Below are 24,010 nucleotides of genomic sequence, written 5' to 3'. Positions count from 1 at the left end.
TCAGGGAGTGACTACTAATGTCGCCAAATGTTCAGATCCGATCGCAGCGCGACACAGCCAGGCTCCGCGCCCGCCTCCCCGGGGGCAACGTGACCACGGTCGCGGTCGGAGTCGTGCAGAAAATTGGAGTTGGAGATTCGTATTCGGTAGCGTTCCGAACGTGAGGCTGACCAAGAGCACCGACATCGCCCTGCGGATCGCCATGCGACTGGCCGTCCTGGGCGAGGGCGACAACCCGACCACCCGCGAGGTGGCCGAGTCGGTCGGTGTGCCGTACACCCACGCGGCGAAGGTGGTCAGCCGGCTGCAGCACCTGGGGGTGGTGGAGGCCCGGCGCGGTCGCGGCGGTGGGCTGATGCTCACCTTCGCCGGGCGCACCGGCTCGCTCGGACTACTGCTGCGGGAGCTGGAGGGGGTCGGCGACGTGGTCGGCTGCGAGGACGACCCGCCGTGCCCGCTGCGGGCCGCGTGTCGGCTGCGCGGGGCGCTGCGGAACGCCCAGGAGGCGTTCTTCGCGGCGCTCGACCACCTCTCCGTCGCCGACCTGGTGGCCTCCCCCACCGGGCCGGTCCTGCTCAGCCTCACCGCCGGACCCCCTGACGCCGCCGGACCCACCGGCTGATCGGGCCGCCCGGGGCCGCGCACCCCCTTGCGGCCTTTAATGCGAATCTCAGATACCAATAAGGAGTCGTCTGATGCTGTCCGCGAAGTCCGCCGAGGTCATCGAGGCCACCCTGCCCGTCGTGGGCGCCGCCATCGGGGACATCACCCCGCGCTTCTACGACCGGATGTTCGCCGCCCACCCGGAGCTGCTGCGCGACCTCTTCAACCGGGGCAACCAGGCCAACGGCAGCCAGCGCCAGGCCCTGGCCGGCTCGATAGCCGCCTTCGCCACCGCCCTGATCGCCAACCCGGACCAGCGGCCGGACGCGATGCTCGCCCGCATCGCCCACAAGCACGTCTCCGTCGGCATCGCCGACGACCAGTACAAGATCGTCCACGAGCACCTGTTCGCCGCCATCGTGGAGGTGCTCGGCGAGGCCGTCACCCCCGAGGTCGCCGCCGCCTGGGACGAGGTCTACTGGCTGATGGCCAACGCGCTGATCGCCGTCGAGGACCGGCTGCGCGCCGAGGTCGCCGCCGGCGGCGACCCGGCCGACCTGTGGCGCCCCTGCACCGTGGTCGCCCGCGTCCAGGAGACCGAGGCCGTCACCACCTACCTGGTCCGCCCGACCGACGGCCGTCCGGTGCCGGCCTTCCGCCCCGGCCAGTACGTCTCCGTGCGCACCGAACTGGCCGACGGCGCCCACCAGATCCGCCAGTACAGCCTCTCCGGCGGCGCCGACGGCGCGCTGCGCTTCAGCGTCAAGCGCGAGGACGGCGGCGAGGTCTCCGGCCACCTGCACGACCACCTGAAGGCCGGCGACCCGATCGACCTGGCGCCCCCGCTGGGCGACATCGCGCTGGCCGACGGCGACGGGCCGGTGCTGCTCGCCTCCGCCGGCATCGGCAACACCCCGATGACCGCCATGCTCGACCACCTGGCCACCACCGGCTCCACCCGGCGGATCGTCTCCGTGCACGGCGACCGCGACCAGCTGAGCCACGCCTTCCGGGCCGAGCTGGCACGGCTCACCACCACGCTGCCGAACGCCACCTCGCACGTCTTCTACGAGCAGCCGCTCGGCGAGTGGCCGGCCGAACGCACCGGCCTGGTGGACCTCTCCACCGTCGAGGTCCCGGCCGGCACCACCGCCTACCTGTGCGGCCCGCTCCCCTTCCTGCGCGCCGTCCGCGAGCAGCTGCTGACCGCGGGCGTCCCGGCGGCGGACATCCACTACGAGGTGTTCGGCCCGGACCTCTGGCTCGGCGCCTGAGATCCCGGGGCCCTGAGGCCTTGAGGTCCTGAGGTCCCCCCGCGGCACCGGTCCGCTCGGTACGATCACGAGCGGGGCAGCCGGACGGTCGTGGTGCCGGCCGGTCTGCCGGCCGGCTGGCTCGCCGCCGCCGAGGCCGAGGGGGTCGCGCTCCTCCCGGACGACGGGACGCCGACCGCCGCCCGGCTGGACACCGCGGACAGCGTGGTGACCGGCTGCGCGCTGGCCGTCGCCGAGACCGGGACGATCGTGCTGGTCGCCGGTCCGGGCCGGGGCCGGCGGCTGCTCTCGCTCGTCCCCGACCACCACGTCTGCGTGGTGCGGGCGCCGGAGCAGGTCGTCGCCTCGGTGCCGCTCGCCCTGCCGCGGCTCGATCCGGTGCGCCCGCAGACCTGGATCTCGGGGCCGTCCGCCACCAGCGACATCGAACTGGACCGGGTGGAGGGGGTGCACGGGCCGCGCACCCTGGAGGTGCTGCTGGTCACGGCGGCGGAACGGGACGCCGGGTAGGGCGTGTCACCGCGGCCTGAGCTCCAGGGTGCAGCACTTCGCCCCGCCACCGCCCTTCAGCAGCTCCGAGACGTCCACCGGGACCGGCTGGTAGCCGTGCTCGGCCAGGCGGCCGGCCAGGTTCTTGGCCGCCTCCGGCAGCAGCACCCGGCGACCGTCCGAGACCGCGTTGAGCCCGAACACCTCGGCGTCGGCCCGGTCGGCGAGGACCGCGTCCGGGTACAGCGCGCGCAGCACCGAGCGGCTGTCGGCGTCGAACGCCTCCGGGTAGTACATGACGTGGTCGTCGGCGAGCACCGCCAGTGCGGTGTCCAGGTGGTAGAAGCGCGGGTCGACCAGGGTCAGGCTGACCACCGGGACGCCGAACAGCTCCCCGGCCTCGGCGTGCGCGGCGCGCGAGGTGCGGAAGCCCGTCCCGGCGAGCACCCGGCGGCCCACCACCAGGTGGTCGCCCTCGCCCTCGTTGACATGCCCGGCCCGGCGCACCTCGCGGTAGCCGTGCTCGCGGAACCAGGCCAGGTAGGCGTCCGACTCGGCGGCCCGCTCCGGGTGGCGGAAGGTGGCGACCAGGGCCCGGCCGTCCAGCACCGTGGCGCCGTTGGCGGCGTACACCATGTCGGGCAGGCCGGGCACCGGGTCGATCAGCTCGACGGTGTGGCCGAGCCGGCGGTACGTCCAGTAGAGCCGCTCCCACTGGCGCAGGGCGAGCGCGGTGTCGGTGGGCTGGGACGGGTCCATCCACGGGTTGATCGCGTAGTCCACGGTGAAGTGCGTCGGCCGGCACATCAGGTAGCGCCGCGGCCGGGCCTGGCGCTCCGGTGTCTGCGTGAGCATGACTCAACCATCCTTGGATCGCGGGGAGTTCGTCGCACGGAGTTCGGGGTTCGCGAGGCCGAACACCTTCGTTCCCAAGGCGGCTGCCCCGGCGGAACCGTTCGCACACCCGGGCGGGCGCTCCCGGCGGTCGCACGCCCCCGCGCACCCGGCGCAGGCACCGGCGCACCGGCCCTCCGGCGCCCGCGGGCGGGCCGCGCCGCCCGCGAACCCCGGCCGCCGCAGCGAGCCGCCCTGCCCGTGGACCCCGGCTACCAGCGGACCGCGCCGAAGTCCACCGGCCCGGGCCGCAGCTCCCGGCACCGCTCCGCCAGCGCCCGCAGCCGGCGGTCCGCCTCCTCGGCGGACATCCGGCGCCGCCCGCCGTGGCCGGGCAGCAGCCACTCGAAGCGCAGTACGCCGAGGCCGCGCCGCAGCGAGGCGGCGAGCTCCTCGATCGAGTACCAGGTCACCGATTCCGCCACCTCGATGTCCCCGGTGGTGCGGGACCAGTACAGGCTGTCGCCGCTGAAGCAGTACCGCTGGTCCGCGAGGTAGAGCACGCTGCCCCGGGTGTGGCCGGGGAACGGGTGGGCGACCAGGCCGGGCGAGACCTCCGTCGGCCCGGTGCCGCGCAGCACCCGGTCGGCGTCGGGCGCGGCCTCCAGGTCGCCCTCGTGGATCCAGAGCCGGGCCCCGAGGCGGTCGGCGTACGCCCGGCCGTGCGCGGCGTGGTCGCGGTGGGTGAGCAGGACGTCGGTGACCGGGCCGAGCGCGGCGTACCGGGCGGCCAGGGCCTCGCTGTAGCGCGGCGTGTCGACCATCACCCAGCCGGTCGGGCGGCGGCAGAGGTAGGAGTTGGCGCCCGCGATGCGGCGGGAGTTGTGGCCGAGCAGCAGCAGGTCGTCGGCGAGGGCCAGCGGGAACGGGTCCTCGGCCGGGTCCAGCGGCCCGGTGCCGGGGCGGATGGAGCGGGTCGGGCAGGCGTGGGCGGCGGCCAGCAGCTGTCGGCGCTCGGCCGCGTCGCGCGGCTGGCGGAGCAGCTCGGAGCGGCCCTCGTGCTCGCGGACCAGGCCGGGCGCGAGCTGCCGGGCGACGTCGCAGTTGGTGCAGCGGTCGTCGATGGACCAGTTCTCGGGCGGGCCGGAGCGCAGGTCGGTGGTCATGGATGCCTTCCCCCAGGAGGACTGCGGCCGGAGCCGGCCGCTCCCTTCGAGCATCCGCCGGACGGGCCGGAAAGCGGAAGGGGGTGCCGATCTTGCGCTTTCCGGGGACCGGGTCTCTGCGGGCGGAGGCGCCCGGTGCGGGTACGTGGCCCATCTCACGTGCCGCCGGGGTCACCTACGGTGGCGTAGGTCACTTGATTGGGTGAACTATCTCTTTCATGCCGAATCTCCAGGAGACCCTTGACCTCGATTCGTACGCCGCCCTCGGGGACAGCTTCACCGAGGGTCTGAACGACCCCGGCATCGATGGCAGGTTCGCCGGCTGGGCCGACCGGCTCGCCGGAATCCTCGCCGACGGACGCCCGCCGGGCGACTTCCGCTACGCCAACCTCGCCGTGCGCGGCCGGCTGCTGGACCAGATCACCGCCGAGCAGGTGCCGCAGGTCCGCCGCCTCCAGCCCGACCTGGTCACCTTCTGCGCGGGCGGCAACGACATCCTCCGGCCGGGCAGCGACCCGGACGAGGTGGCCGGACGCTTCGAGGCCGCCGTCGTCCAGCTCACCGAGAACGCCGGGACGGTGCTGGTCTGCACCGGCTTCGACACCAAGGACGTGCCGCTGCTGAAGCACCTGCGCGGCAAGATCGCCACCTACAACGGACACGTGCGCGCCGTCGCCGACCGCAACGGCTGCCAGGTGGCCGACCTGTGGTCGCTGCGCGCGGTGCAGGACCGCCGCGCGTGGAGCGAGGACCGCCTGCACCTGTCCCCCGAGGGCCACCAGCGGGTCGCCCTGCTGGCCGCCCGCTCGCTGGGCCTGCGCACCGCGCAGGACCCGGAGGCCCCGTGGCCGGACGCCCGCGTGCTCACCCCGGCCGACCAGCGGCGGGAGAACATCCAGTGGGCCCGCGAGCACCTGCTGCCCTGGGTCGGCCGGCGCCTGCGCGGCGAGTCCTCGGGCGACCATGTCGAGCCCAAGCGGCCGGAGCTGCTTCCGCTCTGACGGTCCGTCGGCTCACTCCGCCGGATGGCTGCACCGAACGGCTCCGCCGACCGCTGCGACTCGGGAGGTCCGCAGCAGCCGGTGGAGCGCTCCGGCACAGCCCGCGCCGACCAGGTACCAGAACAGGTCCGGCGGGTTGAAGGTCGAGCCCAGCACCAGCCGGGCCAGGACGCTGTGCCGCCCCCAGGCGTCCGGCAGGCCGGTGAGCTGGAACAGCTCCACGGCCCAGCTCAGCGCCGCGGCCAGGACGGCGGCCCGGCCGGGGCGCAGCCCCGGCGCGGCCAGCACGAGCAGGGCGTACAGCAGGACGGTGTAGAGCGCGTCCCCGGCGTCCTTGGCGAGGTCTCCGCCCAGCGCCGCCCGCACCCCCAGCCCGGCCGCCACGGTCAGCGCGGCGGCGGCCCCTGCCGCCAGGCGCACCCGAAGGCCTTTCCCCCCAAGATCGTTCACCCGCCCCACGCTACCCCGCGCCGCACGCACTCCGCCCCGGCCGCCCGCCGCCCGCCCCCCGGAGCCCACACGCTCCGCGCCGCGCCCGATCCCGACCCGCGCCACCTGCGCCCCGCAACCGGACCCCCTTCCCCCGGAACCACCGCGCGACGCCGCACGTCACTCCCCCCGACGAACGTCCGCGCAGGTCGCGGGCGGGATGAGGACCGGAAGGGACGGGCGGGACACGTGGCGCACGTGGGTGGGGCCGAGGCGGCCGAGGATCGGTCGGGGCCGGCGGCGGGGCGGGACGAGCGGACCCGGCGCGGGTTCGCGGTGGCCGGGTTCGCCCCGGCGCAGGACGGGAGGGCGCGGGAGCGCGGCAAGGAGTTGCGGGCAACGTTGCCCCGGGAGCGGCACGCGGAGTTCGCGCCCGCGCCCGACCGGCCGACCGCCGTGTCCGCGCTGGAGACCTCCAACACGGGCCGAATAGCCCGGCTGGTACCGATCCGGGTCGGCCGGATGGCCGCGAGCCCGTTCGCGTTCCTGCGCGGGTCGGCCGGGCTGATGGCCGCCGACCTCGCGGGCACCCCGGTGACCGGGGTCGGCGCGCAGCTGTGCGGGGACGCGCACGCCGCCAACTTCGGTCTGTACGGCGACGCCCGCGGCCAGATCGTGCTGGACATCAACGACTTCGACGAGACCGTCCCCGGCCCCTGGGAGTGGGACCTCAAGCGGCTGGCCGCCAGCCTGGTGCTGGCCGCCCGCGAGGCCGGGGCGAGCGAGAGCACCGCGCGCGAGGCCGCCCAGCACGCGGCCGGCTCCTACCGCCGGACGGTGCGCACGCTCGCCAAACTCCCCGGGCTGGACGCCTGGAACGCCATCGCGGACGAGCAGCTGGTCTCCTTCGCCGAGGCGCACGACCTCGCCGAGGTGCTGCGCAAGGTCGGCGCGAAGGCGCTCGGCAACACCAGCGCGCGGTTCGCCGCCCGCAGCACCGCCCGTACCGCGGACGGCGGTTGGCGCTTCACGGCCGCTCCCCCGGTGCTCACCGAGGTGACCGACGCGACCGCCCGCGCCGTCGCGCACGCGCTCGGCCCGTACGTCGAGACGGTGCCGGCCGAGGTGCGCACCCTGCTGTCCCGCTACCGGGTGCAGGACGTGGCGTTCCGGGTGGTGGGCACCGGCAGCGTGGGCACCCGCTCGTACGTGGTGCTGCTCACCGATCACCGGGACCAGCCGCTGGTGCTGCAGGTGAAGGAGGCGCGTCCCTCCGCGCTTTTGCCGTACCTGCCGGCCGGGCCGCGGTCCGTGCCGGACGGGCACGAGGGCCGCCGGGTGGTGCTCGGGCAGAAGCACATGCAGGTGGTGAGCGACACCCTGCTGGGCTGGACCACGGTCGACGGACTCCCCTACCAGGTGCGGCAGTTCCGCAACCGCAAGGGCAGCGTCGACCCGGCCGCCCTGCGGCCGTCCCAGCTGGACGACTACGCCCGGATCACCGGCGCCCTGCTGGCCCGGGCGCACTCCCACACCGCCGACCCGGGCCTGCTGGCCGGGTACTGCGGCAAGGGCGAGACGCTGGACGAGGCGGTCGCCGCCTTCGCGGTCGCCTACGCGGACCGCACCGAGGCCGACCACGCCGACCTGCTGACGGCGGTGCGCAACGGGCGGCTGCCCGTCGAGCACGGCGTCTGACCCGCCCGGCCGCGGCCTCGCGGCTCACCGGGCCGGCGGCTCAGCGGGCCGGCGGCTCAGCGGGCCAGGAACGGCGCCACCGCGGCGACGAACTCGGCGGGCCGGGCACCGTGCACCAGGTGCCCGGCCTCGACGGTGACCAGGCGGCAGTCCGGGATCAGCCGGGCGAGTTCGGCGATCCGCTCCTGCGGGATGTGGCTGGCCGGGCCGCCGGCCACCGCCAGGGTGCGGGCCGTGATCCTCGCCAGCCCCGCCCGCCAGGCCGGGTCGGGGTCGTCGAGCTGGGCCCTGACGGCCCGGACCATCGCCCAGTCGAAGTGCACGTCCGGGTCCGGATCCTCGGGCAGCGCGCTCGCCGGGCGCGGGTACAGCGCGGGGATGTCCTCCAGGACCAGCCGGTCGATCCGCTCCGGCGCGGCCTGGGCGAGCAGGTAGGCGACGGCGCCGCCCATCGAGTGGCCGACCAGGTCGACGCGGGCGAGTCCGAGGGCGTCGAGGAAGGCCAGCACGTCGTCCCGCATCGCCTCCAGCGAGTAGGCGGCGGTGCGGGAGCTGCCGCCGTGGCCGCGCAGGTCGAGCGCGTACACGTGGTGGCCGGGGGCGAGCCCGGGCAGGACGGGTGCCCAGTCGGCGGCGCGTTCGCCGAGGGCGTGCAGCAGGACGAGGGGAGGGCCGCCGGGGCGTCCGCTCTCCCGGTAGGCGAGCGTCACCCCGGGCAGGTCCACGGTCCGGTTCCGTACGGCGTCGGTCATGCCCGCCACGGTACGCACGGACCACCGGCTAGCGGACCGGCGTTCGCCCTCGGCGGATCGCGACCGGCTCGCCCTCACGCTGCTCGCGGGCCGCGGCGCGGCCGGCGAGCACCGAGGCGAGGACGGCGAGTCCGGCCACCGCGGCGCACACCGTGCTCGCCGTCAGGAAGGCCGAGCGGTGCCCGCCGCCGCCGGCGGTCTCCCGCAGGTAGACGCCGGACAGGGCCGAGATCGCGACGGCCGCCGCGATCCGCTGCGCCATCTGCAGGATCGCCCCGCTCACCCCGGCCGCCTCGGCGGGCGCGTGGCGCAGCACGAACGCCTGGTTGGTGGAGCCCATCAGTCCGACCGAGGCGCCGCCGAGCAGTTGCAGCAGCGCCAGCAGCCAGGGCAGGACGGCGGCGGGCGCCCAGTGCGCGAGCAGCCCGCTGAGCAGCATGGCGAGCGCCGAGCCGACCATCCCGGCGGTGACGGTGCGCCGGCCGTAGCGCTGGACGACCCGCCAGGCGAGCGCGGAGGCCGTGCCCATGGCCACGGCGGAGGGCAGCGCGACCAGCGCGGCGCCCATCGGGGACAGGCCGAGGCCGTCCTGCAGGAACATGGTCAGGACCAGCGAGGCCGCGAGCGAGGAGCCGAACTGGGCCATCGCGGTGGCCGTCCCGAGCGCGTACGGCGCGGAGCGGGTGAGGGCCGGGTGGATCAGCGGCCGGCCGCCGGCCCGGGCGTAGCGGCGCTGCCACCAGGCGAGCGCGCCGAGCAGCAGCAGGGCGGTGCCCGCGAAGGCGAGCCAGCCGGTCCAGCCGGGCGGCCGGACGAAGGGCAGCATCAGGGCGAGGGTGAGCGCCCCGACCAGCAGCAGGCCGAGGAGGTCGAGGTTGGCGTCGCGCGCGCTGGGGCGGGGCTTCGGCAGGTGGCGGGCCGCCAGGGCGACGGTGGCCAGGCCGAAGGGGACGTTGAGCAGGAAGGTCAGCCGCCAGCCGTTCTCGGGGCCGGCCAGGGCCAGCACGGCGCCGCCGATCGGCGGGCCGAGCGCGAAGGCGAGGCCGCCGGTGACGGCGTACATGCCGAGGGCGCGGGCCCGCAGCTGGCCGTCGAAGACGTCCTGGAGGGTGCCGATCATCTGGGAGTTGACCAGGCCGGCGCCCGCGCCCTGGAGCAGCCGGGCGGCGATCAGCACCCCGGGCTCGGTGGCGGTCGCGGAGACCAGGCTGACCAGGGTGAACAGGGCGAGGCCGGTGACGAAGAACCACTTGCGGCCCTTGACGTCGCCCAGCCGCCCGCCGGGGATCAGCGCGAGGCCGAAGGCCAGCGAGTAGCCGGCGACGATCCACTGGAGGTCGGCGGGCCCGGCGTGCAGGGTCTCGCGCAGGGCGGGGATGGAGGTGTTGAGGACGGACTGGTCGAGCAGCGTGGTGAAGCCGCCCGCGACGCAGACCAGCAGGATCCGGCGCCCGGCGGCGTCGAAGCGCTCCTTGGGCTTTCCGGATCCTCCGGGCTTCCTGCCGTCCTCGGCCTCCCCGCTGTCCTCGGGCTTCCCGGGCTCCCCGGCTATCGGGTCGGCGGCGGCGCTCACGGCTCGACCACCACCAGCGCGTACCGGGCCTCGCCCGGGCCGAGGCTGCGGAAGCGGCTGGTGACGCCGACGTGGCGCAGGCAGTCGCCGGGGCCGAGCGGCTGCGGCTCGCCGTCCACGGTCAGCTCCAGGTTCCCCTCGAACAGCCACAGGTGGTGCTCCCGGCCGGGCGTACAGGCGCGGTCGTAGGCGATGTCCGCGCCGGCCGGCAGCCGGCCCTCGATGATCTCCGCCCGCAGCGAGCCGTGCGGCGGCGAGACCGACCGGCGGACGAACCCGGTCGTCCCGTCCCGCCAGACCTGCTGCTCCCCGGCCCGCACCAGCCGGGCCGGGCCGGACTCCACCTCGGCGAGCAGCCGCGACATGGTCCGCCCGTACACGGCGCACAGCCGACCGAGCAGCGCGGCCGTCGGACTGACCTCCGCCCGTTCCACCCGGGACAGCGTCGAGCGGCTGACGTCCGCCAGCCGCGCCAACTCCTCCAGGGTCCATCCGCGTTCCAGCCTCAGCTCGGCGAGCCGTTGCGCCAGCCGCTCGTCGGCGGCCGTGTCGATTCCCATATTCGCGATGCTATCCCGGATCTGAGATCATCTCACCGGCTCCGGGCCCACGACTCCGGCCGGCCGGCGCAGCCGGGACGGCGGCCAGGGGGCGGGGCGGGCGGCGAGTGGCGGGCGGCGAGTGGCGCACCCCTGGGGAGGTGCGTCCGTCACCTCCGCCCGGTCTCCGGGGCTTGACGGGGCCTCGGCCCGAACGGGGCGCCGATCATATGATGTACGGCGGATCGTGGCCGGTCGGCGGCCCGTGAAGCAAGGGGGACCAGCGTGTTCGGCATCATCAGACCGTGCAGGCACCGATTGTCGGAGCGCCTGCAGACGTCCTGGATGGCCCACCTGTGCGGGCTCTGCCTCGCGCTGCGGGACGACCACGGGCAGCTGGCGCGAACGGCGACCAACTACGACGGTCTGATCATCTCCGTGCTGGTCGAGGCCCAGGCCGCCCGGGAGGACTCCTCCTGGCGCCGCACCGCCGGGCCCTGCCCGCTGCGCGGCATGCGGACCGCCTCCGTCGCCAAGGGCGAGGGCGCCCGGCTCGCCGCCGCCGTCTCGCTGGCACTCGCCTCGGTCAAGATCCGCGACCACGTCGAGGACCGCGACGGCGTCTTCGCCCGCCGCCCGGTCGCGGCCGGAGCCCGTGCCGTCACCCGGCGCTGGGACCGGCAGAGCGCGGGCAGCGCCTCCACGGTCGGCTTCGACACCGCGGTGCTGCTCGACGCGGCCTCCCGGCAGGGCGAGTTGGAGCGCTCACTGCGGCCCGGCGGGTCCGTCCTGCTGGTCACCGAGCCCACCGAGACCGCCACCTCGGCCGCCTTCGCGCACACCGCCGTGATCGCCGGGCGCCCCGGCAACGCCGCCCCGCTCGCCGAGGCCGGACGGCTGTTCGGCCGGCTCGCCCACCTCCTCGACGCCGCCGAGGACCAGGCCGCCGACGCGGCCTCGGGCGCCTGGAACCCGCTGACCGCCACCGGCACCGACCACGCCGAGGCCGAACGGCTCTGCCGCGACGCCGTCCACGGCATCCGGCTCGCGCTGCGCGAGGTCGAACTCGCCGACCGCACCCTCGTGCACGTACTGCTCGCGCACGAGACCGAGCGGGCGGTGGAGCGGGTCTTCGGACCGGCCCGGCACGGGGCGGCCTGCCGCCGCCCGGACGCGGCGGGCGCCGCCACCGGCGACCACCCGCACCAGGCGCCGCCGCAGCAGACGCCGCCCGGGCAGGCGCCGATCCCGCCGTGGGTGCCGCAGGGCCCGGGCTTCACCCCGCCCGGCCAGAAGCCGCCGAACCCCCGCAACCTGCTCGCCGGGTGCGCGATGTGGGCACTGATGGCCTGCACCTGCCAGCTGCTCTGCTGCGACCACGAGGACCCGTTCAGCCGCGAGCGCCGCGAGGGCTTCTGCGTGCGGAACGACTGCGAGTGCGGTGACTGCAGCGGCTGCGGCGACTGCTGCCAGTGCTGCGACGGGGGTTGCTGCGACGGGTGCGACTGCTGCTCGTGCGACTGCGGCTGCAGCTGACCGGTCAGTCCCTCCGGTCGGCGCCGCCCTCCCGCTCCCGACCGCCCACCACCGGCCCGGGGTGCCCCCGCAGCACCCCGGGCCGGTCCGCGTTCCGCTCCTGCCCGGCCTCCCCGCGCCGCCAGAGCGGCAGGACGGCCACCGGCAGCACCGCCACCGGACCCGGCCCGGCGCACTCGGGCGGCTCGGCGCACTCAGACATCGCGCCCCGCCGCCTTCCGGTCCACCACCAGCGAGTCCTCCAGCCGCGCCAGCAACCGCCGGAACCGCTCGGTGTCCTGCTCCGTCATCCGCCCCTCGGGCGACGCCCCCGGCCGCTCGGCCGCTCTCTCGTCCATGCGCCCGAGGCTAGGCGGTGGCGATCAATGGGCGATAAACGCGCGTTCGGGCGAAAAGCACTCGCCCGGTGCGGTTCGGCCGGGAACGGTCGCCCCTCATGGCGTCCCCTCCACACCGCCGGCACCGCCGACACCCTCGGCACCACCCGCTGCCGCCCGGCACCGCCCGAGGCCGAGGGGCAACGACGGCCCCGCACGGGGCCATTGCCACGGGCGACGGGGTACACCCGCCCCCCGGCCCCGGCCGTCGCCTCCTCCCCCGACTACCGCCCCGGCGTCGCGGCCAGCAGCAGCCGGGCGGCCTCCCTCGCGTCGGCGGCGGCCGTCGGATCCCCGTGGACGGCGGCGCTGGTGATCGCCCCCTCGGCCAGCAGGGTCAGGTGGACGGCCGTGGCGGGCGGGGCTCCGGCGGCCCGGGCCAGGCCCGCGAGGTAGCTCCCGAACTCAGCCTTGTGGTGCCGGGCGGCGGCCACCACCGCGGGGCTGACGGCGCCCAGTTCGCCGAGCGAGTTGACGAAGGCGCAGCCCCGGAAACCGGGTTCGGCGAACCACCGGCCGAGCCAGTCGTAGACCGCGAGCAGCTGCTCCCGCGGGTCGCCACCGGTGCGCGAGACGTACTCGGCGAGGCTCGCCCGCCAACGGCCGTCGCGGCGCAGCAGGTAGGCCTCGACGAGCTCGCCCTTGGACGGGAAGTGCTGGTAGACGCGGCGCATGGTCATGCCGGAGGCGGCCCGGACGGCGTCCATGCCGACCGCCTGGATGCCCTGCCCGTAGAACAGCTCCTCGGCCGCGTCGAGGATCCGGGTCCGCGGGTCTTCCTGCTCCATCTGCCGTGCCCTTTGCGTGAGAACGATGGTTCTCCTATCGTAGCCACCAGAGTGAGAACGATCGTTCTCACCAGCGGAACGACCATTCCGAGGAGCATCCATGCCCGAGACCGGCACCGAGCAGCGCCCGCCCCTGCCCCCGTTCACCGAGGAGACCGCCCGCCGTAAGGTCCGGGCCGCCGAGGACGCCTGGAACACCCGCGACCCCCGGCGGGTCGCCCTCGCCTACACCCCGGACAGCCGCTGGCGCAACCGCTCCGAGTTCCTCGCCGGCCGCGAGCGGATCGCCGACTTCCTCACCCGCAAGTGGCAGCGCGAGCTCGACTACCGCCTGATCAAGGAACTCTGGGCGTACGACGGCGACCGCATCGCGGTCCGCTTCGCCTACGAGTGGCACGACGGCGACGGCCGCTGGTACCGCTCCTACGGCAACGAGAACTGGGAGTTCGACCGCGACGACCTGATGGCCCGCCGGCACGCCTCCATCAACGACCTGCCGATCACCGCCGAGGAGCGCCTGTTCCACTGGCCGCTCGGCCGCCGCCCGGACGACCACCCGGGCCTCACCGAACTCGGCCTCTGAACCGCCCCCGCCGCGGGGCCACGGCGCTCCCCCCGCTGTTCCACGGCTGTGACACGGCACGCATCCGCCGCTGACCTCGCACTGCGAGGCTCCTGGTCGAAGGAGAACAGCACACAAGGGGGACCAGGAAGATGTCCGTGCGCAACAGTTCCGTGCGAAACCGGTTCGGCACCACCGCGGCGATCGCCCTGGTGGTCGGCGTCGGCGCCGTCCTGGTCTCCGCCTGCGGCCCCGAGAACGGCGACTCCGCCCCCACCGCCGCTCCGACCGGCGGCGCCGCACCGACCGGCTCCACCCCCGGGGCGGCGTCGCCGGGAACGGCCGGGAACGGCCCCTCCGCCCCCTCCGGCAGCGCCGCGCCCGGCGGCGGCAAGGAGGTCAACGGCACCTCGGCCGCCAACCACCTGACCATCTCCACCGGCACGGCGACCGTCGCACTGAACGGCACCACCGTCGACTTCGGCACCGTCGTCCGCGACCTGGCCTGGTCCCCCGACGGAAAGAAGGCCGCCTTCGTCAACGGCAACGGCGACCTGATGACCGCCAACCCGGACGGCACCGGCAAGGTCGTCCTCGCCAAGAACCCCGGCGGCGAGACCTGGTCCCACCCCACCTGGCAGCACGCCACCGCCGACCCGAGCGTCACCGCCGGCGGCGAGGCGCTGGATCGGTTCGCCGCGATCGTCCTCACCTCCGACAAGGGCGGCACGCTGCGGCTGGAGAAGGTCCCCAGCAAGTCCCCCGGCGCCACCCCCGAGGTGCTCACCCCGCACATCTCCGAGGGCGGCGGCGATCCGGTGCCGCAGCCGCCGCAGACCGGTAACACCTGGGCCAACGCGGGCGGCCACCGGGGCGAGATCGTCTACGCCAACACCCCGACCAACGAGGTGTACCTGTACGACGACTACATCCGCCCGGCGACCCGGGACCTGGGCAAGGGCTCGCAGCCGGCCCTCGCCCCGGACGGCGAGCACCTCGTCTTCGTCCGCTCGGTGAACGGGCACGACCACCTGTTCACCCGCTCCACCCAGATCGACCAGAAGGCCGAGAAGGACCTCACCCCGTCGGCCACCACCGACTACACCCAGCCCGCCTGGTCCCCCGACGGCAGGACCATCGCGGTCCGCACCCCGGACGGCATCAGCACCCTGCCCGCCGACGGCTCGGCCGCGCCGACCCAGGTCTCCACCGTCAAGGGCCTGCCCTCCTACCGGCCCTGACGGCCGTCCGGCCCGGTCGTCGGCCACCGGTACAGGACCGAGACGCCGTTACCGGAACCTGATCGTTTCGACGGCCGACCGAGACCCGATCCACACGGGAGCCTGACGTCCCGCGCCTACGGTGCCGTGCATGCCGAAGACACCCGGAACACCGACCACCGGCCGCGTACTGCCCCGCAGGCTCGCCGCCGTGGGCGCCCTCCTGCTGAGCGCGACCACGGCGGCGGTGCTGCTGCCGAACGCCGCCCTCGCCGCGGATCGGGAGACCGTCACGACGCACGCCGGCGCCACCACCGCACCGGAGCGCGACCTGGTCGACGCCTACTGGACCCCCGCCCGGATGAAGCTGGCGGGGGCCATGGTCCCCGAGATCACGCCCGTACCCGAGGACGACAACACACCCGACGACCCGCGGCCGCTGCCCGCGGACACCCCGGACCCCGGGGCCGTGTGGACCCACGGCGGAGCGGTGACCCGCAGCGTCGGCCGGCTCTTCTTCACCTTCTCCGACGGCTACGACGGCAGTTGCACCGCGACGGTCGTCGCCGGCGCGAACCGCAGCACCGTCGTCACGTCGGCCCACTGCCTGCGGGGGGTCGGAGCGCCCGCCGCCGCCGACACCTGGAACCACAACCTCTACTTCGTGCCCGGGTACCGCAACGGGACCAAGCCGCTCGGCGGCTTCAGCATCAGGACCATGGCCACCTCCTCCCGCTGGGACTCCGCGCCGAGCGGGACCGGGTCGGACGAGGTCGCCGTGGCCGGCCACGACACCGCGGTCCTGGTGGCGAACCGTTCGGCCGAGGGGCGGCGGATCGCGGACGTGACCGGCAGCCAGCGGATCGCGTTCACCCCGCCCGTCGAGGGCGAGTTCGTCCACGCCTTCGGGTATCCGAAGGACCGGCTGAACAACCCCGACGGCAAGTACACCGGTTCGCGCCTGATCCACTGCGCCGGACCGAGCCACCCCGGGCCCAAGGCCCCGCTGCTGTGGGGCGAGCCCTGCGACATGTCGCACGGGGCCAGCGGCGGCCCCCACTTCACCGGGTTCGACCCCGCCACCGGGACCGGCACCCTCGTCGGCGTCACCACCACCTCCGAGGAACTCGCGGGCGGCCCGGCCGGCACCTCGTACGCCACCCGCCTCGGTGACGGCGCCCGCCGCCTCTACGACTGGGCGCAGACCCGGGCGGTCTGACCCCTCGGCCCCGAACCCGCCCGGCCGGCAACTCCGCCGGCCGGGCCACCGGGGCCGCACGGGCCATGGGAGCTACAGAGGCTTCGCCAACTCGGCGCGCAGCTCGGCCAGGTGCTCGTCGGCCGACTCGTGCGGCAGGAACTCGACCACGTCGAGGAAGCGGAACAGCACCCGGGTCCCGGTGACGGCGTACTCGTAGTCGCCGAACCCGACCACCGCGCCCGTGCCGCCGCGCGCCGCGCCCCGGACGGCGGCCGAGGTCAGCTCGTCCGCCGTGTCCCCGGCGCTCGCCCGCCGCCGGGCGTTGGGGCGCGCCAGGTACGGGCAGACCATGGCGGCGTAGAGCATGCAGGGCCGGTGGCCGGGGCCCTCCATGGTGGGCGCGAGGTTGCGGTACGGCTGCCCGGCCGCGAGCGCCCCGGCGATCGCCGCGCTCTCGGCGGCGCCGACCACCCGCCAGACCGGTCCGCGGTCCATGAACCGCCCGCACACCGAGCACCGCCGCTCCAGCGCGCAGTCGGCGCTGCGCCCGTAGTCGGTCAGCGCGAACTGCGGGACGTCGCCCTGCCACGGCGTGATCGCCGGCACCGGGTAGCCCCGCCCGTCCCTGGGCCGCGCCCCCACGCCGTCCGGCACCGGCACGAGTTCGAATCGCACGCCCCTATCGATACCAGGGGCGGACGCCGCGGGTCGACCCCGGCCGGCTGCCCGGGGGCCTACCGCTCGCCCTCCTGAGCGAGCATCACCTTCCGCAGCAGGTCCGCCAGCGTGCGCCGTTCCTCCTCGGAGAGCACTCCCAGCAGCCGCCGCTCCTCCCGGCCCACCACGTCCAGGGCCTCCTGCCAGGCGGCGCGGCCGGCCTCGGTCAGCACGATGTCGACCTTCCGGCGGTCCTCCGTGGACGGCGTGCGCAGGACGAAGCCGCGCCGTTCCAGGGTCTCCAGCCGGCCGGTGACCGAGGCGGGGGCGAGGTTGAGGTCGGCCCGGAGGTCGGAGGGGGCGGCGTGGCCGCCGCGGCCGGCGAGCACGTGCAGGGTGTCGAACTCGTGCTTGTGCAGGCCGTAGTCGGCGACGCCCTGTTCGCGGACCCGGCCGAGGTGGCGGGTGAGTCGCGACATCCGGGTGACGGAGGCCTCGATGTCCGGGTCGAGGCCGGGCAGCACCGGCTGCCAGCGGTCGAGGTGGCCGTCCGTCCAGTCCCGGGCCTCCGTCCAGTCCCGGGCCTCCGTCCGGTCGGACGTCCCCGTCCGGTCCCGGGCCTCCGTCCGGTCACGGCTGTCCGTCCGGTCGCGGGGCGCAGTGGGCTGCTCTGGAGGGTGCTCGGCCATGGGAGGAGTCTACAAACCGCGGCGGAAACAACGGCACCAAAATATTCGTTGCCGAAATTTTGGCAGCGAAATACAGTGCGGCGCGTGACACGACACCCCTTGAACCTGAGCGGCTTCCGCCTGCTCTTCGTCGGACGGACCCTCTCCACCCTCGGCGACGCCGTCGTCCCGGCCGCCCTGGCCATCGCCGTCACCCGCGCCACCGGCTCGGCCGGCGCACTCGGCCTCGTCCTGGGCTGCGCGATGGTGCCGAGACTGCTCCTGCTGCCGGTCGGCGGCGTGGTCGGGGACCGCTTCGACCCACGTCTCGTCGCCCTCACCACCGACCTGGTCCGGGCCGCCGCCCAACTGCTGGTCGGACTCGAACTGCTCCGCGGGGACCCGGACCTGACGCACGTCGCGCTCGCCTCGGCGGTCGGCGGCACCGCCTCCGCCTTCGCCATGCCCACCGCCTCGCCGCTGGTCGCCGCCACCGTCCGGGGCGAGCTGCGGCTGCGCGCCAACGCCCTGCTCGGCTCCACGACCGCCGCCGCCCGGCTCGGCGGCCCGGCCCTCGCCGGGCTGCTGGTGTACACCGCCGGGCCCGGCTGGGCGTTCGTGCTGGACGGCGCCTCCTTCGCGCTGAGCGCCGCACTGCTCACCCGGCTCCGCATCGACCACGTGCCCGGCGAACCGCGCTCGCTGCGCCGGGACCTCGCCGAGGGCTGGAGCGAGGTGCGCTCCCGGGACTGGTACTGGACCAGCCTGATCGCCCACGGGGTGTGGAACGGTGCGAGCTCCGTGCTGCTCACCCTCGGCCCGCTGATCGCCGCCACCCGGCTCGGCGGGGACGGCGCCTGGGTGGCGCTGACCCAGGCGGGCGCGGTGGGTCTGCTGGTCGGCTCGCTGATCGCCGGACGGCTGCGGCCCCGCCGCCCGGTGCTGGCCGGGAACCTCGCCCTCGCGCTGTACGGGCTGCCGCTGCTCGCGCTCGCCCTCCCGGCCCCGGCGCCGCTCGCGGTGGCCGCACAGGCGGTGGCGATGGCCGGGCTGGGCTTCCTCAACCCGGTCTGGGAGACGGTGGTCCAGCAGGAGTTCCCGCCCGGGGCGCTGGCCCGGGTCACCTCGTACGACTGGCTGCTGTCGCTGGCCGGAGCCCCGCTCGGGTACGTCCTGGCGCCGTTGGCCGCCGACGCCTGGGGCGACCGGGTGCCGCTGCTGGCGGTGGCGGGGCTGGTGACGGCGGTCTGCGCGGGCACGGCGGCGGTGCCCGGCGTCCGGCGGTACGGCGCCCGGCGGGCCGCCGGAACCGGGTCCGGACCGGCGGCCGAACGGCCACCGGCCCGGACCCGGGCTCACGATCGGGCTCGGACCCCGGATCAGGAGCCGGACCAGGCCCGGGAACAGGCCCCGGGACGGGACCGGACCCCGGAACAGGACCCGGCCGGGATCAGGGCCTGACCGCCGCCGTTCAGTTCCAGATGCCGGTGATGTCCGCGGCGGAGGCCGCGTTGCCCGCGTGGCCGGAGGCACCGGCCAGGTCCTCCAGGGTGCGCAGCACGTTGTAGTGGTTGTAGGTGGTGGCGCTGCTGCTGCCGGGCGTCACGTGGGCGCCGTAGATCACGGTCGGGATCCGGTTGCCGGACAGCTTGTTGTCCTCGTCGAAGGTGACGACCAGCAGGCTGTTGTGGGTCTGCGCCCAGGTGGCGTACGCGCCCAGGTTGTTCTTGATCCAGGTGTCGCCGGTGCCGACCGAGCAGTCGTGCATGTCGCTGCAGAGGTTCGGCACCACGAAGGAGACGTTCGGCAGGGTGCTGTAGTCGGTCGGGAACTGGGCGAAGGTCTTGGCGGAGCCGAGCGGGACGTTGCCGAAGCCGAACCAGGGGTTGTGCTTCTGGGCGTAGCTGCCGCTGCTGCACACGGTGCTGCCCTGGCTGGGCAGGGACTCGTTGTAGCTGCCCCAGGTCTTGCCGGCGGCGATCACCTCGGAGGCGAGGTTGGCGGCCTGGAAGCCGCCGACCGTCACACAGCTGTCGTCGACGGTGCCCTGGGTGGAGCCGGAGAACAGCGCGTAGTAGTTCGGCTCGCTCGGGTGGGTGATGCCGAAGGACTGGGTGAGGTTGGCCCCGCCCGCCTTCAGGGTGTTGTTGATGTACGGGGCGCTGCTGCTGCCGATGACCTGGGTGTAGGCGTGGTTCTCCATCACCACGACGACGATGTGGTCGGGCGTGGGCAGCGCGGCGGCCTGGGCGGTGGTGGCGGTGGCCGCCCAGAGGCCGGCGGAGGCGGCGAGCAGGGCGACGGCGGAGCCGATCGCGGTCGCGGTGCGGCGGGAGCGGGGGCTCAGGGCCTTCGTGGACGAAGTCATGACAATTCCTCGGGTGGAAGACGGCCCGGCGAGCCGGGCTCGGGACGGGAGGTGCCTGCCGCCGGTATGCGGCGTCCGGGGTGCGGCGCCCGGGGTACGACCGGGCGCAAAGCGCCCGAACAGCATCGGGCGCCGAGTTCGACGCGGGTAGACGACGGCAGGTGAAACCTTGGCCCCGGCGCGGGAAACGAACGGTGCGGCCGCCGACCGCCGCATCGACAACGCGAAATGCGGGCGAACCGGTTCACATTGCCACGGACCGCCCGGGCCGGTGATAGTGATCTTCGAACGACGCGGTCCGACACCGCGTCAGCTCACGAGAGAACCGAGGAACATGGCGAAGACCAGCCTTCTGCGCCCGCTCGCGGTGGCCGCCGCCGGCGCCGTCCTGGTGGCGACCGGTGCCGTGCCCGCCGCGGCCGCCGGCCAGGACACCACCGCCGCGACCGCCCCCGACCTCGCCGGTGTGCGCGCCGCCCTCCAGGCCACCGTCTCGGCCGGCGCCCCGGGCGCCTTCGCGGTGATCCGCGACCACGACGGCGGCGACCGGACCCGCTCGGTGAACGTCGGCCTGGCCGACCTGGACGGGACCCCGATGAACTCCTCGTGGAGGTTCCGGGTCGGCAGCAACAGCAAGATGTTCACCGCCGTTCTCGTGATGCAGCTGGCGCAGGAGGGCCGGATCGACCTCGACCGGCCGCTGCGCGAGTACCTGCCCGCGGGCACCCTCCCGGAGGGCTGGACCATGACGGGCCGCCAGGTGCTGGAGCACCGGGCCGGGATCTTCGACCACACCAACGACCTGCTGGAGCAGGCCGGCGAGGAGACCACCAGCGCCTTCGAGGCCCGCATCCGCAGCACGGTCTACGACCCGCGCGAGTTGGTCGCGATGTCGGTCAAGCACGGCCTGCAGTACACCCCCGGCACCCGCTACTCCTACTCCAACACCGACTTCGTGCTGATGGGCCTGGCGGTCGAGCACCTCACCGGCCAGCCCTTCCCGGAGGTGCTGAACGAGCGGATCATCCAGCCGCTCGGCCTGCGCAAGACCTCCTTCGTGGTGCCCGACCAGGCGATCCGCGGCGCCCACGTCACCGGCTACCTCACCAACGACGACCGCACCAAGCCGCTGCTGAACTCCACCGAGCAGAACGGTTCCTGGGTCTGGGCCGCCGGGGCCGTCATCTCCACCGCCGAGGACCTCGACCGCTTCCTCACCGCGCTGACGGCCGGCGACAACGGCGGGCTCGTCTCGACCGCCTCGCTCCAGCAGATGACCGCCGCCCTGCCCACCCCCACCGCGAAGATCTCCTACGGCCTGGGCCTGCGCCGCATCTCGCTCTCCTGCGGGGACGTGTACGGGCACGGCGGCATCGTGCAGGGCTTCAACAGCCAGTCCTTCACCACCCCGGACGGTCGGCGCAGCGTGGTGGTCTTCGCCAACGCCTCCAACAACGGCTCGGTGACCCAGGGTCTGATGAACACCCTGGAGCCGGCCTTCTGCGGCAAGCAGCCCACCGTCGCCCCGCGGACGGCCTTCGCACCCGCCTCCGCACCGGCCTCGGTACCGGTCGACTCGCTGCCGGTGGTGGAGGACACCCGGATCTGACCGGTCCCACCGGTCCCACCGGCCGCTCCGGCCCGCGCGCCCGCCCGCTTCCGGTGAGACCGGAGGCGGGCGGGGGCGTTTCCGGCTACGGCCGACCGGCTCTGGGCGCCACCGGCCGGGCCCCTCGGGAGAACCGGTCAGTGCCGGGCGCCCGCCGCGCGGGGTCCCTCCGCGCTCAGGTCGGTGAGCGCCTCGGTCAGCAGCTCGCGGGCCTCCTCGGCGCGGCCCTGCTCGATCAGCGCGGTGCCCAGTTCGGTCAGCGTCTTGGTCATGCTGTCCGGGCGGCCCACCGCCTCGAAGTGCACCAGGGCCTGCCGGTAGGCCTTCTCGGCGGCCGGCCAGCGCCTCAACGCCGCGCGGTCCAGACCGAGTTCGTGCGCGGTCATGGCCGCCAGCAGGTGCATCAGCGGCGAGGACCAGCGCTCCACCAGCTCCAGCGCCCCGGCCAGGGCCCGCCGGCGCGAATCCACCGCCTCCTCCGCCCGGCCGGACTCCCGCAGGCAGTTGGCCGCGCCCCGCAGGGTGACCAGCCGGCCGATCATCGCCGAGCGGCTGGCGAGCTCGGCGAAGGCGTCCGCCGCCCGGTGGAAGGCGTCGGTCGCCTCCCGGTGCCGCTGGAGGTAGCGCAGGCCCGAGGCGAGGTAGGTGAGCGCCCAGCCCTGCTGCTCCCGGTCGCCCACCGCGAGGGCCAGCTCCAGCCCCTCGGTGGCCAGTTCGATGCCGCGCTGGTAGCGGTGCAGGCAGGTGATGTACGTCCAGGCCAGGTAGTTGACGTGCACCGCCTCCACCCGCCGGTCCCCGGTCGCGCGGGCGGCGTCCGCCGAGAGCTGGAACACCTCGGCCCAGATGCCCCAGCTCAGCAGCCGGTCGGAGAACCAGTGCATCGCCTCGGCGGTGTCCACCACCTCCCGGTAGCGGCCGGCCCGTTGCGCCTGGTGCAGGGCGGCCAGCCACTCGGGGTGCTCGTACTCCAGCCAGGCGGCCGCCTCGGTGAGGTGCGGGGGCGCGGCGCCGCCGGTGCCGGCCGCGTCCGTGGCGTGGTCGGGGTCGAACCGCAGTCCGTACTCCGCCGCCCGGCCGAGGATCCAGCGGCCGGCCCGGGTGCGGGCCTCGGCCAGCTCCTGGCCCGTCTCGTCGGCGGTCAGCCGCTCGCCCGCGTAGAGCCGCACCAGGTCGTGCAGGCGGTAGCGGTCCGGGGTGGCCGCCTGCATCAGCCCGGCGTCGACGAGCTGCTCCAGCACCAGCTCGGTGCGGGCCGCCGACAGGCCCGCGTAGGCCGCGGCGATCTCCGCGGTGAAGTCCTGCCCGGCGGTCAGCGCGCAGCGGCGCAGGACCAGTTGGGACTCGGCGGGCAGTCGCCGGTAGGACAGCTCGAAGGCCGGGCGGACGGCCAGGTCGCCGGTCTCCAGCAGGTCCAGCCGGTTCTCCTCGGCGGTGAGCTGGCGCACCAGGTGGGCGACCGGCTGCTGCGGGCGGGCGACCAGGCGCTGCCCGGCGATCCGCAGCGCGAGCGGCAGGTAGCCGCAGAGCCTGGCCAGCTCGGCGGTGGCGTCGGGCGCGGCCTCGATCCGCTCGCGGCCGGCGATCCGGGCCAGCAGCCCGGCTGCCTCCGCCGGGGAGAGCACGTCCAGGCTCAACCGGTGCACCGACTCCAGGCCGGGCAGCACGTTGCGGCTGGTCACGATGGTCACGGCCGGGCCGGAGCCGGGCAGCAGCGGACGCACCTGGCCCTCGTCGGCGGCGTTGTCCAGCACCAGGACGAGCCGCCGCTCGCGCACCAGCGCCCGGTAGAGGCCGGCCCGCTCCTCCGTCCCGGCGGGCACCGCGGCATCGGCCACGCCCAGGGCGCGCAGCATCTGGCCGAGCGCGTCCCGGGCGGGCAGCGGCTGCGAGGACATGCCGCCGAGGTCCAGCGAGAGCTGGCCGTCCGGGAAGCGCGGGGCCAGGACGTGGGCGGCGTGCAGGGCGAAGGAGGTCTTGCCGAGGCCGGGCTGGCCGCTGACCAGCACCACGCGCGGGTGGGCCGGGCGCTCGTCCTCGGCCAGCCGGGCGAGCAGGGCGAGGGCGTCCTCGCGGGCGGTGAAGTCGGCGATGTCGCGGGGCAGCGCGAGGGCGCTCTGGCCGGTCTCGGCGGCGGGCACCGGCGGGGCCGCGGCGCGCGGCGCGTCCGTACGGGCGGCGGCCTCGTGCGCGGCGGACCGGCGGGGCCGGGCGCGGCCCCCGGCGGGCGCCGAGCCCGGCCGCACCCCGCGCGGGCGTCCGGACTGCGCGGCCCGGTCCAGCGCCTCCGCCTGCACGCCGTCCAGCCCGAGCGCCTCGGCCAGGGCCCGCACGGTGCGCCGCTGCGGGCCGCGGGTGCGACCGCGCTCCATGTCCCCGAGGGCGCGCAGGCTGACCCCGGCGGCCGCGGCGAGCTCCTCCTGGGTCAGGCCCGCCACCACCCGGTGCCCTGCCAGCAGACAGCTGAACTCGTTCGCGTCCGTGTCCGTACCGCCCCCGGCCGCCATGCCCCGCCCCCACTCACTCGGTCCTGCGCAGTTCCGCACTTCTGCCTGGAGTCGCCTCCGGCGGTTCGTTCCAGGCAGAAGTATGCCCGGGCGGACGGATTCCTCCCAGTCGCCCCTCCCTCAGGATATCCGCCCAGGTCAGGAGGGATGCTTGCGGGC

Annotated in this window: 23 protein-coding genes and 1 pseudogene; 11 read left to right on the top strand and 13 right to left on the bottom strand. The window is 75.1% G+C overall.

The window, feature by feature from the left end; all coding sequences use genetic code 11:
- Positions 1 to 160: 160 nt before the first annotated feature.
- The 3 genes and pseudogenes from ACWGKU_RS05625 to ACWGKU_RS05615 form a co-directional block, all read left to right on the top strand.
- Positions 161 to 622 (top strand): RrF2 family transcriptional regulator, encoded by a 462-nt coding sequence (locus ACWGKU_RS05625; protein WP_452179905.1) that lies wholly within the window; start codon positions 161 to 163, stop codon positions 620 to 622.
- Positions 623 to 695: 73 nt separating this feature from the next.
- On the top strand, positions 696 to 1,877 hold the full coding sequence (locus ACWGKU_RS05620; RefSeq protein ID WP_452179904.1) for a globin domain-containing protein: 1,182 nt from the start codon (positions 696 to 698) through the stop codon (positions 1,875 to 1,877).
- A 69-nt stretch (positions 1,878 to 1,946) separates the two neighbouring features.
- Positions 1,947 to 2,387 (top strand): annotated as a pseudogene (locus ACWGKU_RS05615) (LutC/YkgG family protein); the annotation flags it as partial.
- 6 nt (positions 2,388 to 2,393) lie between these two features.
- Here ACWGKU_RS05615 and ddaH read toward each other — a convergent pair.
- Together ddaH and ACWGKU_RS05605 are read right to left on the bottom strand one after the other, a co-directional pair.
- The gene (ddaH, locus tag ACWGKU_RS05610; protein ID WP_452179903.1) at positions 2,394 to 3,221 is read right to left on the bottom strand and encodes a dimethylargininase; all 828 of its coding nucleotides are present in this window, start codon (positions 3,219 to 3,221) and stop codon (positions 2,394 to 2,396) included.
- A gap of 251 nt (positions 3,222 to 3,472) precedes the next feature.
- On the bottom strand, positions 3,473 to 4,366 hold the full coding sequence (locus ACWGKU_RS05605; RefSeq protein WP_452179902.1) for a 4Fe-4S domain-containing protein: 894 nt from the start codon (positions 4,364 to 4,366) through the stop codon (positions 3,473 to 3,475).
- Between the two features lie 218 nt (positions 4,367 to 4,584).
- Between ACWGKU_RS05605 and ACWGKU_RS05600 the strand changes: the two genes are divergently transcribed.
- Positions 4,585 to 5,367 (top strand): SGNH/GDSL hydrolase family protein, encoded by a 783-nt coding sequence (locus ACWGKU_RS05600; protein ID WP_359899372.1) that lies wholly within the window; start codon positions 4,585 to 4,587, stop codon positions 5,365 to 5,367.
- A gap of 12 nt (positions 5,368 to 5,379) precedes the next feature.
- On the opposite strand, the gene ACWGKU_RS05595 is transcribed toward ACWGKU_RS05600, so the two are convergent.
- Positions 5,380 to 5,817, bottom strand: coding sequence for a ribosomal maturation YjgA family protein (locus tag ACWGKU_RS05595; protein WP_452179901.1), 438 nt, complete (start codon positions 5,815 to 5,817; stop codon positions 5,380 to 5,382).
- A 228-nt stretch (positions 5,818 to 6,045) separates the two neighbouring features.
- On the opposite strand from ACWGKU_RS05595, the gene ACWGKU_RS05590 reads away from it, so the two are divergent.
- A complete protein-coding gene (locus ACWGKU_RS05590) occupies positions 6,046 to 7,494 on the top strand; it encodes a DUF2252 domain-containing protein (protein ID WP_401053327.1) in 1,449 nt (482 codons plus the stop codon).
- 56 nt (positions 7,495 to 7,550) lie between these two features.
- Here the strand turns inward: ACWGKU_RS05590 and ACWGKU_RS05585 are convergent, their stop codons facing one another.
- From ACWGKU_RS05585 to ACWGKU_RS05575, 3 genes are read right to left on the bottom strand one after another with little or no spacing between them, the layout of a single operon-like run.
- Positions 7,551 to 8,246, bottom strand: coding sequence for an alpha/beta fold hydrolase (locus ACWGKU_RS05585; RefSeq protein WP_452179900.1), 696 nt, complete (start codon positions 8,244 to 8,246; stop codon positions 7,551 to 7,553).
- Positions 8,247 to 8,274: 28 nt separating this feature from the next.
- Positions 8,275 to 9,819, bottom strand: coding sequence for an MFS transporter (locus tag ACWGKU_RS05580; protein ID WP_452179899.1), 1,545 nt, complete (start codon positions 9,817 to 9,819; stop codon positions 8,275 to 8,277).
- Positions 9,816 to 10,379: a helix-turn-helix domain-containing protein gene (locus ACWGKU_RS05575; protein ID WP_401053333.1), complete on the bottom strand. Its 564-nt coding sequence runs from the start codon at positions 10,377 to 10,379 to the stop codon at positions 9,816 to 9,818. Before ACWGKU_RS05575 ends, ACWGKU_RS05580 begins: the two co-directional genes overlap by 4 nt.
- Before the next feature lie 264 nt (positions 10,380 to 10,643).
- Between ACWGKU_RS05575 and ACWGKU_RS05570 the strand changes: the two genes are divergently transcribed.
- A complete protein-coding gene (locus tag ACWGKU_RS05570) occupies positions 10,644 to 11,894 on the top strand; it encodes a DUF5685 family protein (protein WP_401049032.1) in 1,251 nt (416 codons plus the stop codon).
- A gap of 4 nt (positions 11,895 to 11,898) precedes the next feature.
- Here ACWGKU_RS05570 and ACWGKU_RS05565 read toward each other — a convergent pair whose 3' ends face one another.
- The 3 genes from ACWGKU_RS05565 to ACWGKU_RS05555 form a co-directional block, all read right to left on the bottom strand.
- Positions 11,899 to 12,096, bottom strand: a complete 198-nt coding sequence (locus tag ACWGKU_RS05565; protein WP_401049034.1) for a hypothetical protein — start codon at positions 12,094 to 12,096, stop codon at positions 11,899 to 11,901.
- Positions 12,089 to 12,232, bottom strand: a complete 144-nt coding sequence (locus ACWGKU_RS05560; RefSeq protein ID WP_401049036.1) for a hypothetical protein — start codon at positions 12,230 to 12,232, stop codon at positions 12,089 to 12,091. Before ACWGKU_RS05560 ends, ACWGKU_RS05565 begins: the two co-directional genes overlap by 8 nt.
- Positions 12,233 to 12,495: 263 nt before the next feature.
- Positions 12,496 to 13,059: a TetR/AcrR family transcriptional regulator gene (locus tag ACWGKU_RS05555; protein WP_401049037.1), complete on the bottom strand. Its 564-nt coding sequence runs from the start codon at positions 13,057 to 13,059 to the stop codon at positions 12,496 to 12,498.
- Between the two features lie 100 nt (positions 13,060 to 13,159).
- On the opposite strand from ACWGKU_RS05555, the gene ACWGKU_RS05550 reads away from it, so the two are divergent.
- From ACWGKU_RS05550 to ACWGKU_RS05540, 3 genes are all read left to right on the top strand, one after another.
- Complete coding sequence (locus tag ACWGKU_RS05550) at positions 13,160 to 13,642, top strand: nuclear transport factor 2 family protein (RefSeq protein WP_452179898.1); 483 nt, start codon at positions 13,160 to 13,162, stop codon at positions 13,640 to 13,642.
- A gap of 137 nt (positions 13,643 to 13,779) precedes the next feature.
- Positions 13,780 to 14,862, top strand: coding sequence for a hypothetical protein (locus ACWGKU_RS05545; RefSeq protein ID WP_452179897.1), 1,083 nt, complete (start codon positions 13,780 to 13,782; stop codon positions 14,860 to 14,862).
- A gap of 130 nt (positions 14,863 to 14,992) precedes the next feature.
- Entirely contained in the window at positions 14,993 to 16,060 is a 1,068-nt protein-coding gene (locus ACWGKU_RS05540; protein ID WP_452179896.1) for a trypsin-like serine peptidase, read from the top strand.
- A gap of 72 nt (positions 16,061 to 16,132) precedes the next feature.
- Here the strand turns inward: ACWGKU_RS05540 and ACWGKU_RS05535 are convergent, their stop codons facing one another.
- Both ACWGKU_RS05535 and ACWGKU_RS05530 read right to left on the bottom strand, forming a co-directional pair.
- On the bottom strand, positions 16,133 to 16,717 hold the full coding sequence (locus ACWGKU_RS05535; protein WP_452179895.1) for a hypothetical protein: 585 nt from the start codon (positions 16,715 to 16,717) through the stop codon (positions 16,133 to 16,135).
- Between the two features lie 59 nt (positions 16,718 to 16,776).
- Positions 16,777 to 17,388 (bottom strand): MarR family winged helix-turn-helix transcriptional regulator, encoded by a 612-nt coding sequence (locus ACWGKU_RS05530; protein ID WP_452179894.1) that lies wholly within the window; start codon positions 17,386 to 17,388, stop codon positions 16,777 to 16,779.
- Positions 17,389 to 17,472: 84 nt separating this feature from the next.
- Here ACWGKU_RS05530 and ACWGKU_RS05525 point away from each other — a divergent pair, with 84 nt between their 5' ends.
- A complete protein-coding gene (locus ACWGKU_RS05525) occupies positions 17,473 to 18,828 on the top strand; it encodes an MFS transporter (protein WP_452179893.1) in 1,356 nt (451 codons plus the stop codon).
- A 10-nt stretch (positions 18,829 to 18,838) separates the two neighbouring features.
- Here ACWGKU_RS05525 and ACWGKU_RS05520 read toward each other — a convergent pair whose 3' ends face one another.
- On the bottom strand, positions 18,839 to 19,735 hold the full coding sequence (locus ACWGKU_RS05520) for an alkaline phosphatase family protein (protein ID WP_380549397.1): 897 nt from the start codon (positions 19,733 to 19,735) through the stop codon (positions 18,839 to 18,841).
- A gap of 334 nt (positions 19,736 to 20,069) precedes the next feature.
- On the opposite strand from ACWGKU_RS05520, the gene ACWGKU_RS05515 reads away from it, so the two are divergent.
- Positions 20,070 to 21,344, top strand: coding sequence for a serine hydrolase domain-containing protein (locus tag ACWGKU_RS05515; RefSeq protein ID WP_452179892.1), 1,275 nt, complete (start codon positions 20,070 to 20,072; stop codon positions 21,342 to 21,344).
- Between the two features lie 137 nt (positions 21,345 to 21,481).
- On the opposite strand, the gene ACWGKU_RS05510 is transcribed toward ACWGKU_RS05515, so the two are convergent.
- Positions 21,482 to 23,851: an ATP-binding protein gene (locus tag ACWGKU_RS05510; protein WP_452191353.1), complete on the bottom strand. Its 2,370-nt coding sequence runs from the start codon at positions 23,849 to 23,851 to the stop codon at positions 21,482 to 21,484.
- Between the last annotated feature and the right edge of the window lie 159 nt (positions 23,852 to 24,010).

The sequence above is a fragment of the Kitasatospora sp. NPDC054768 genome (genome assembly GCF_053612025.1).
This window is presented reverse-complemented; position numbering and strand designations above follow the sequence as displayed.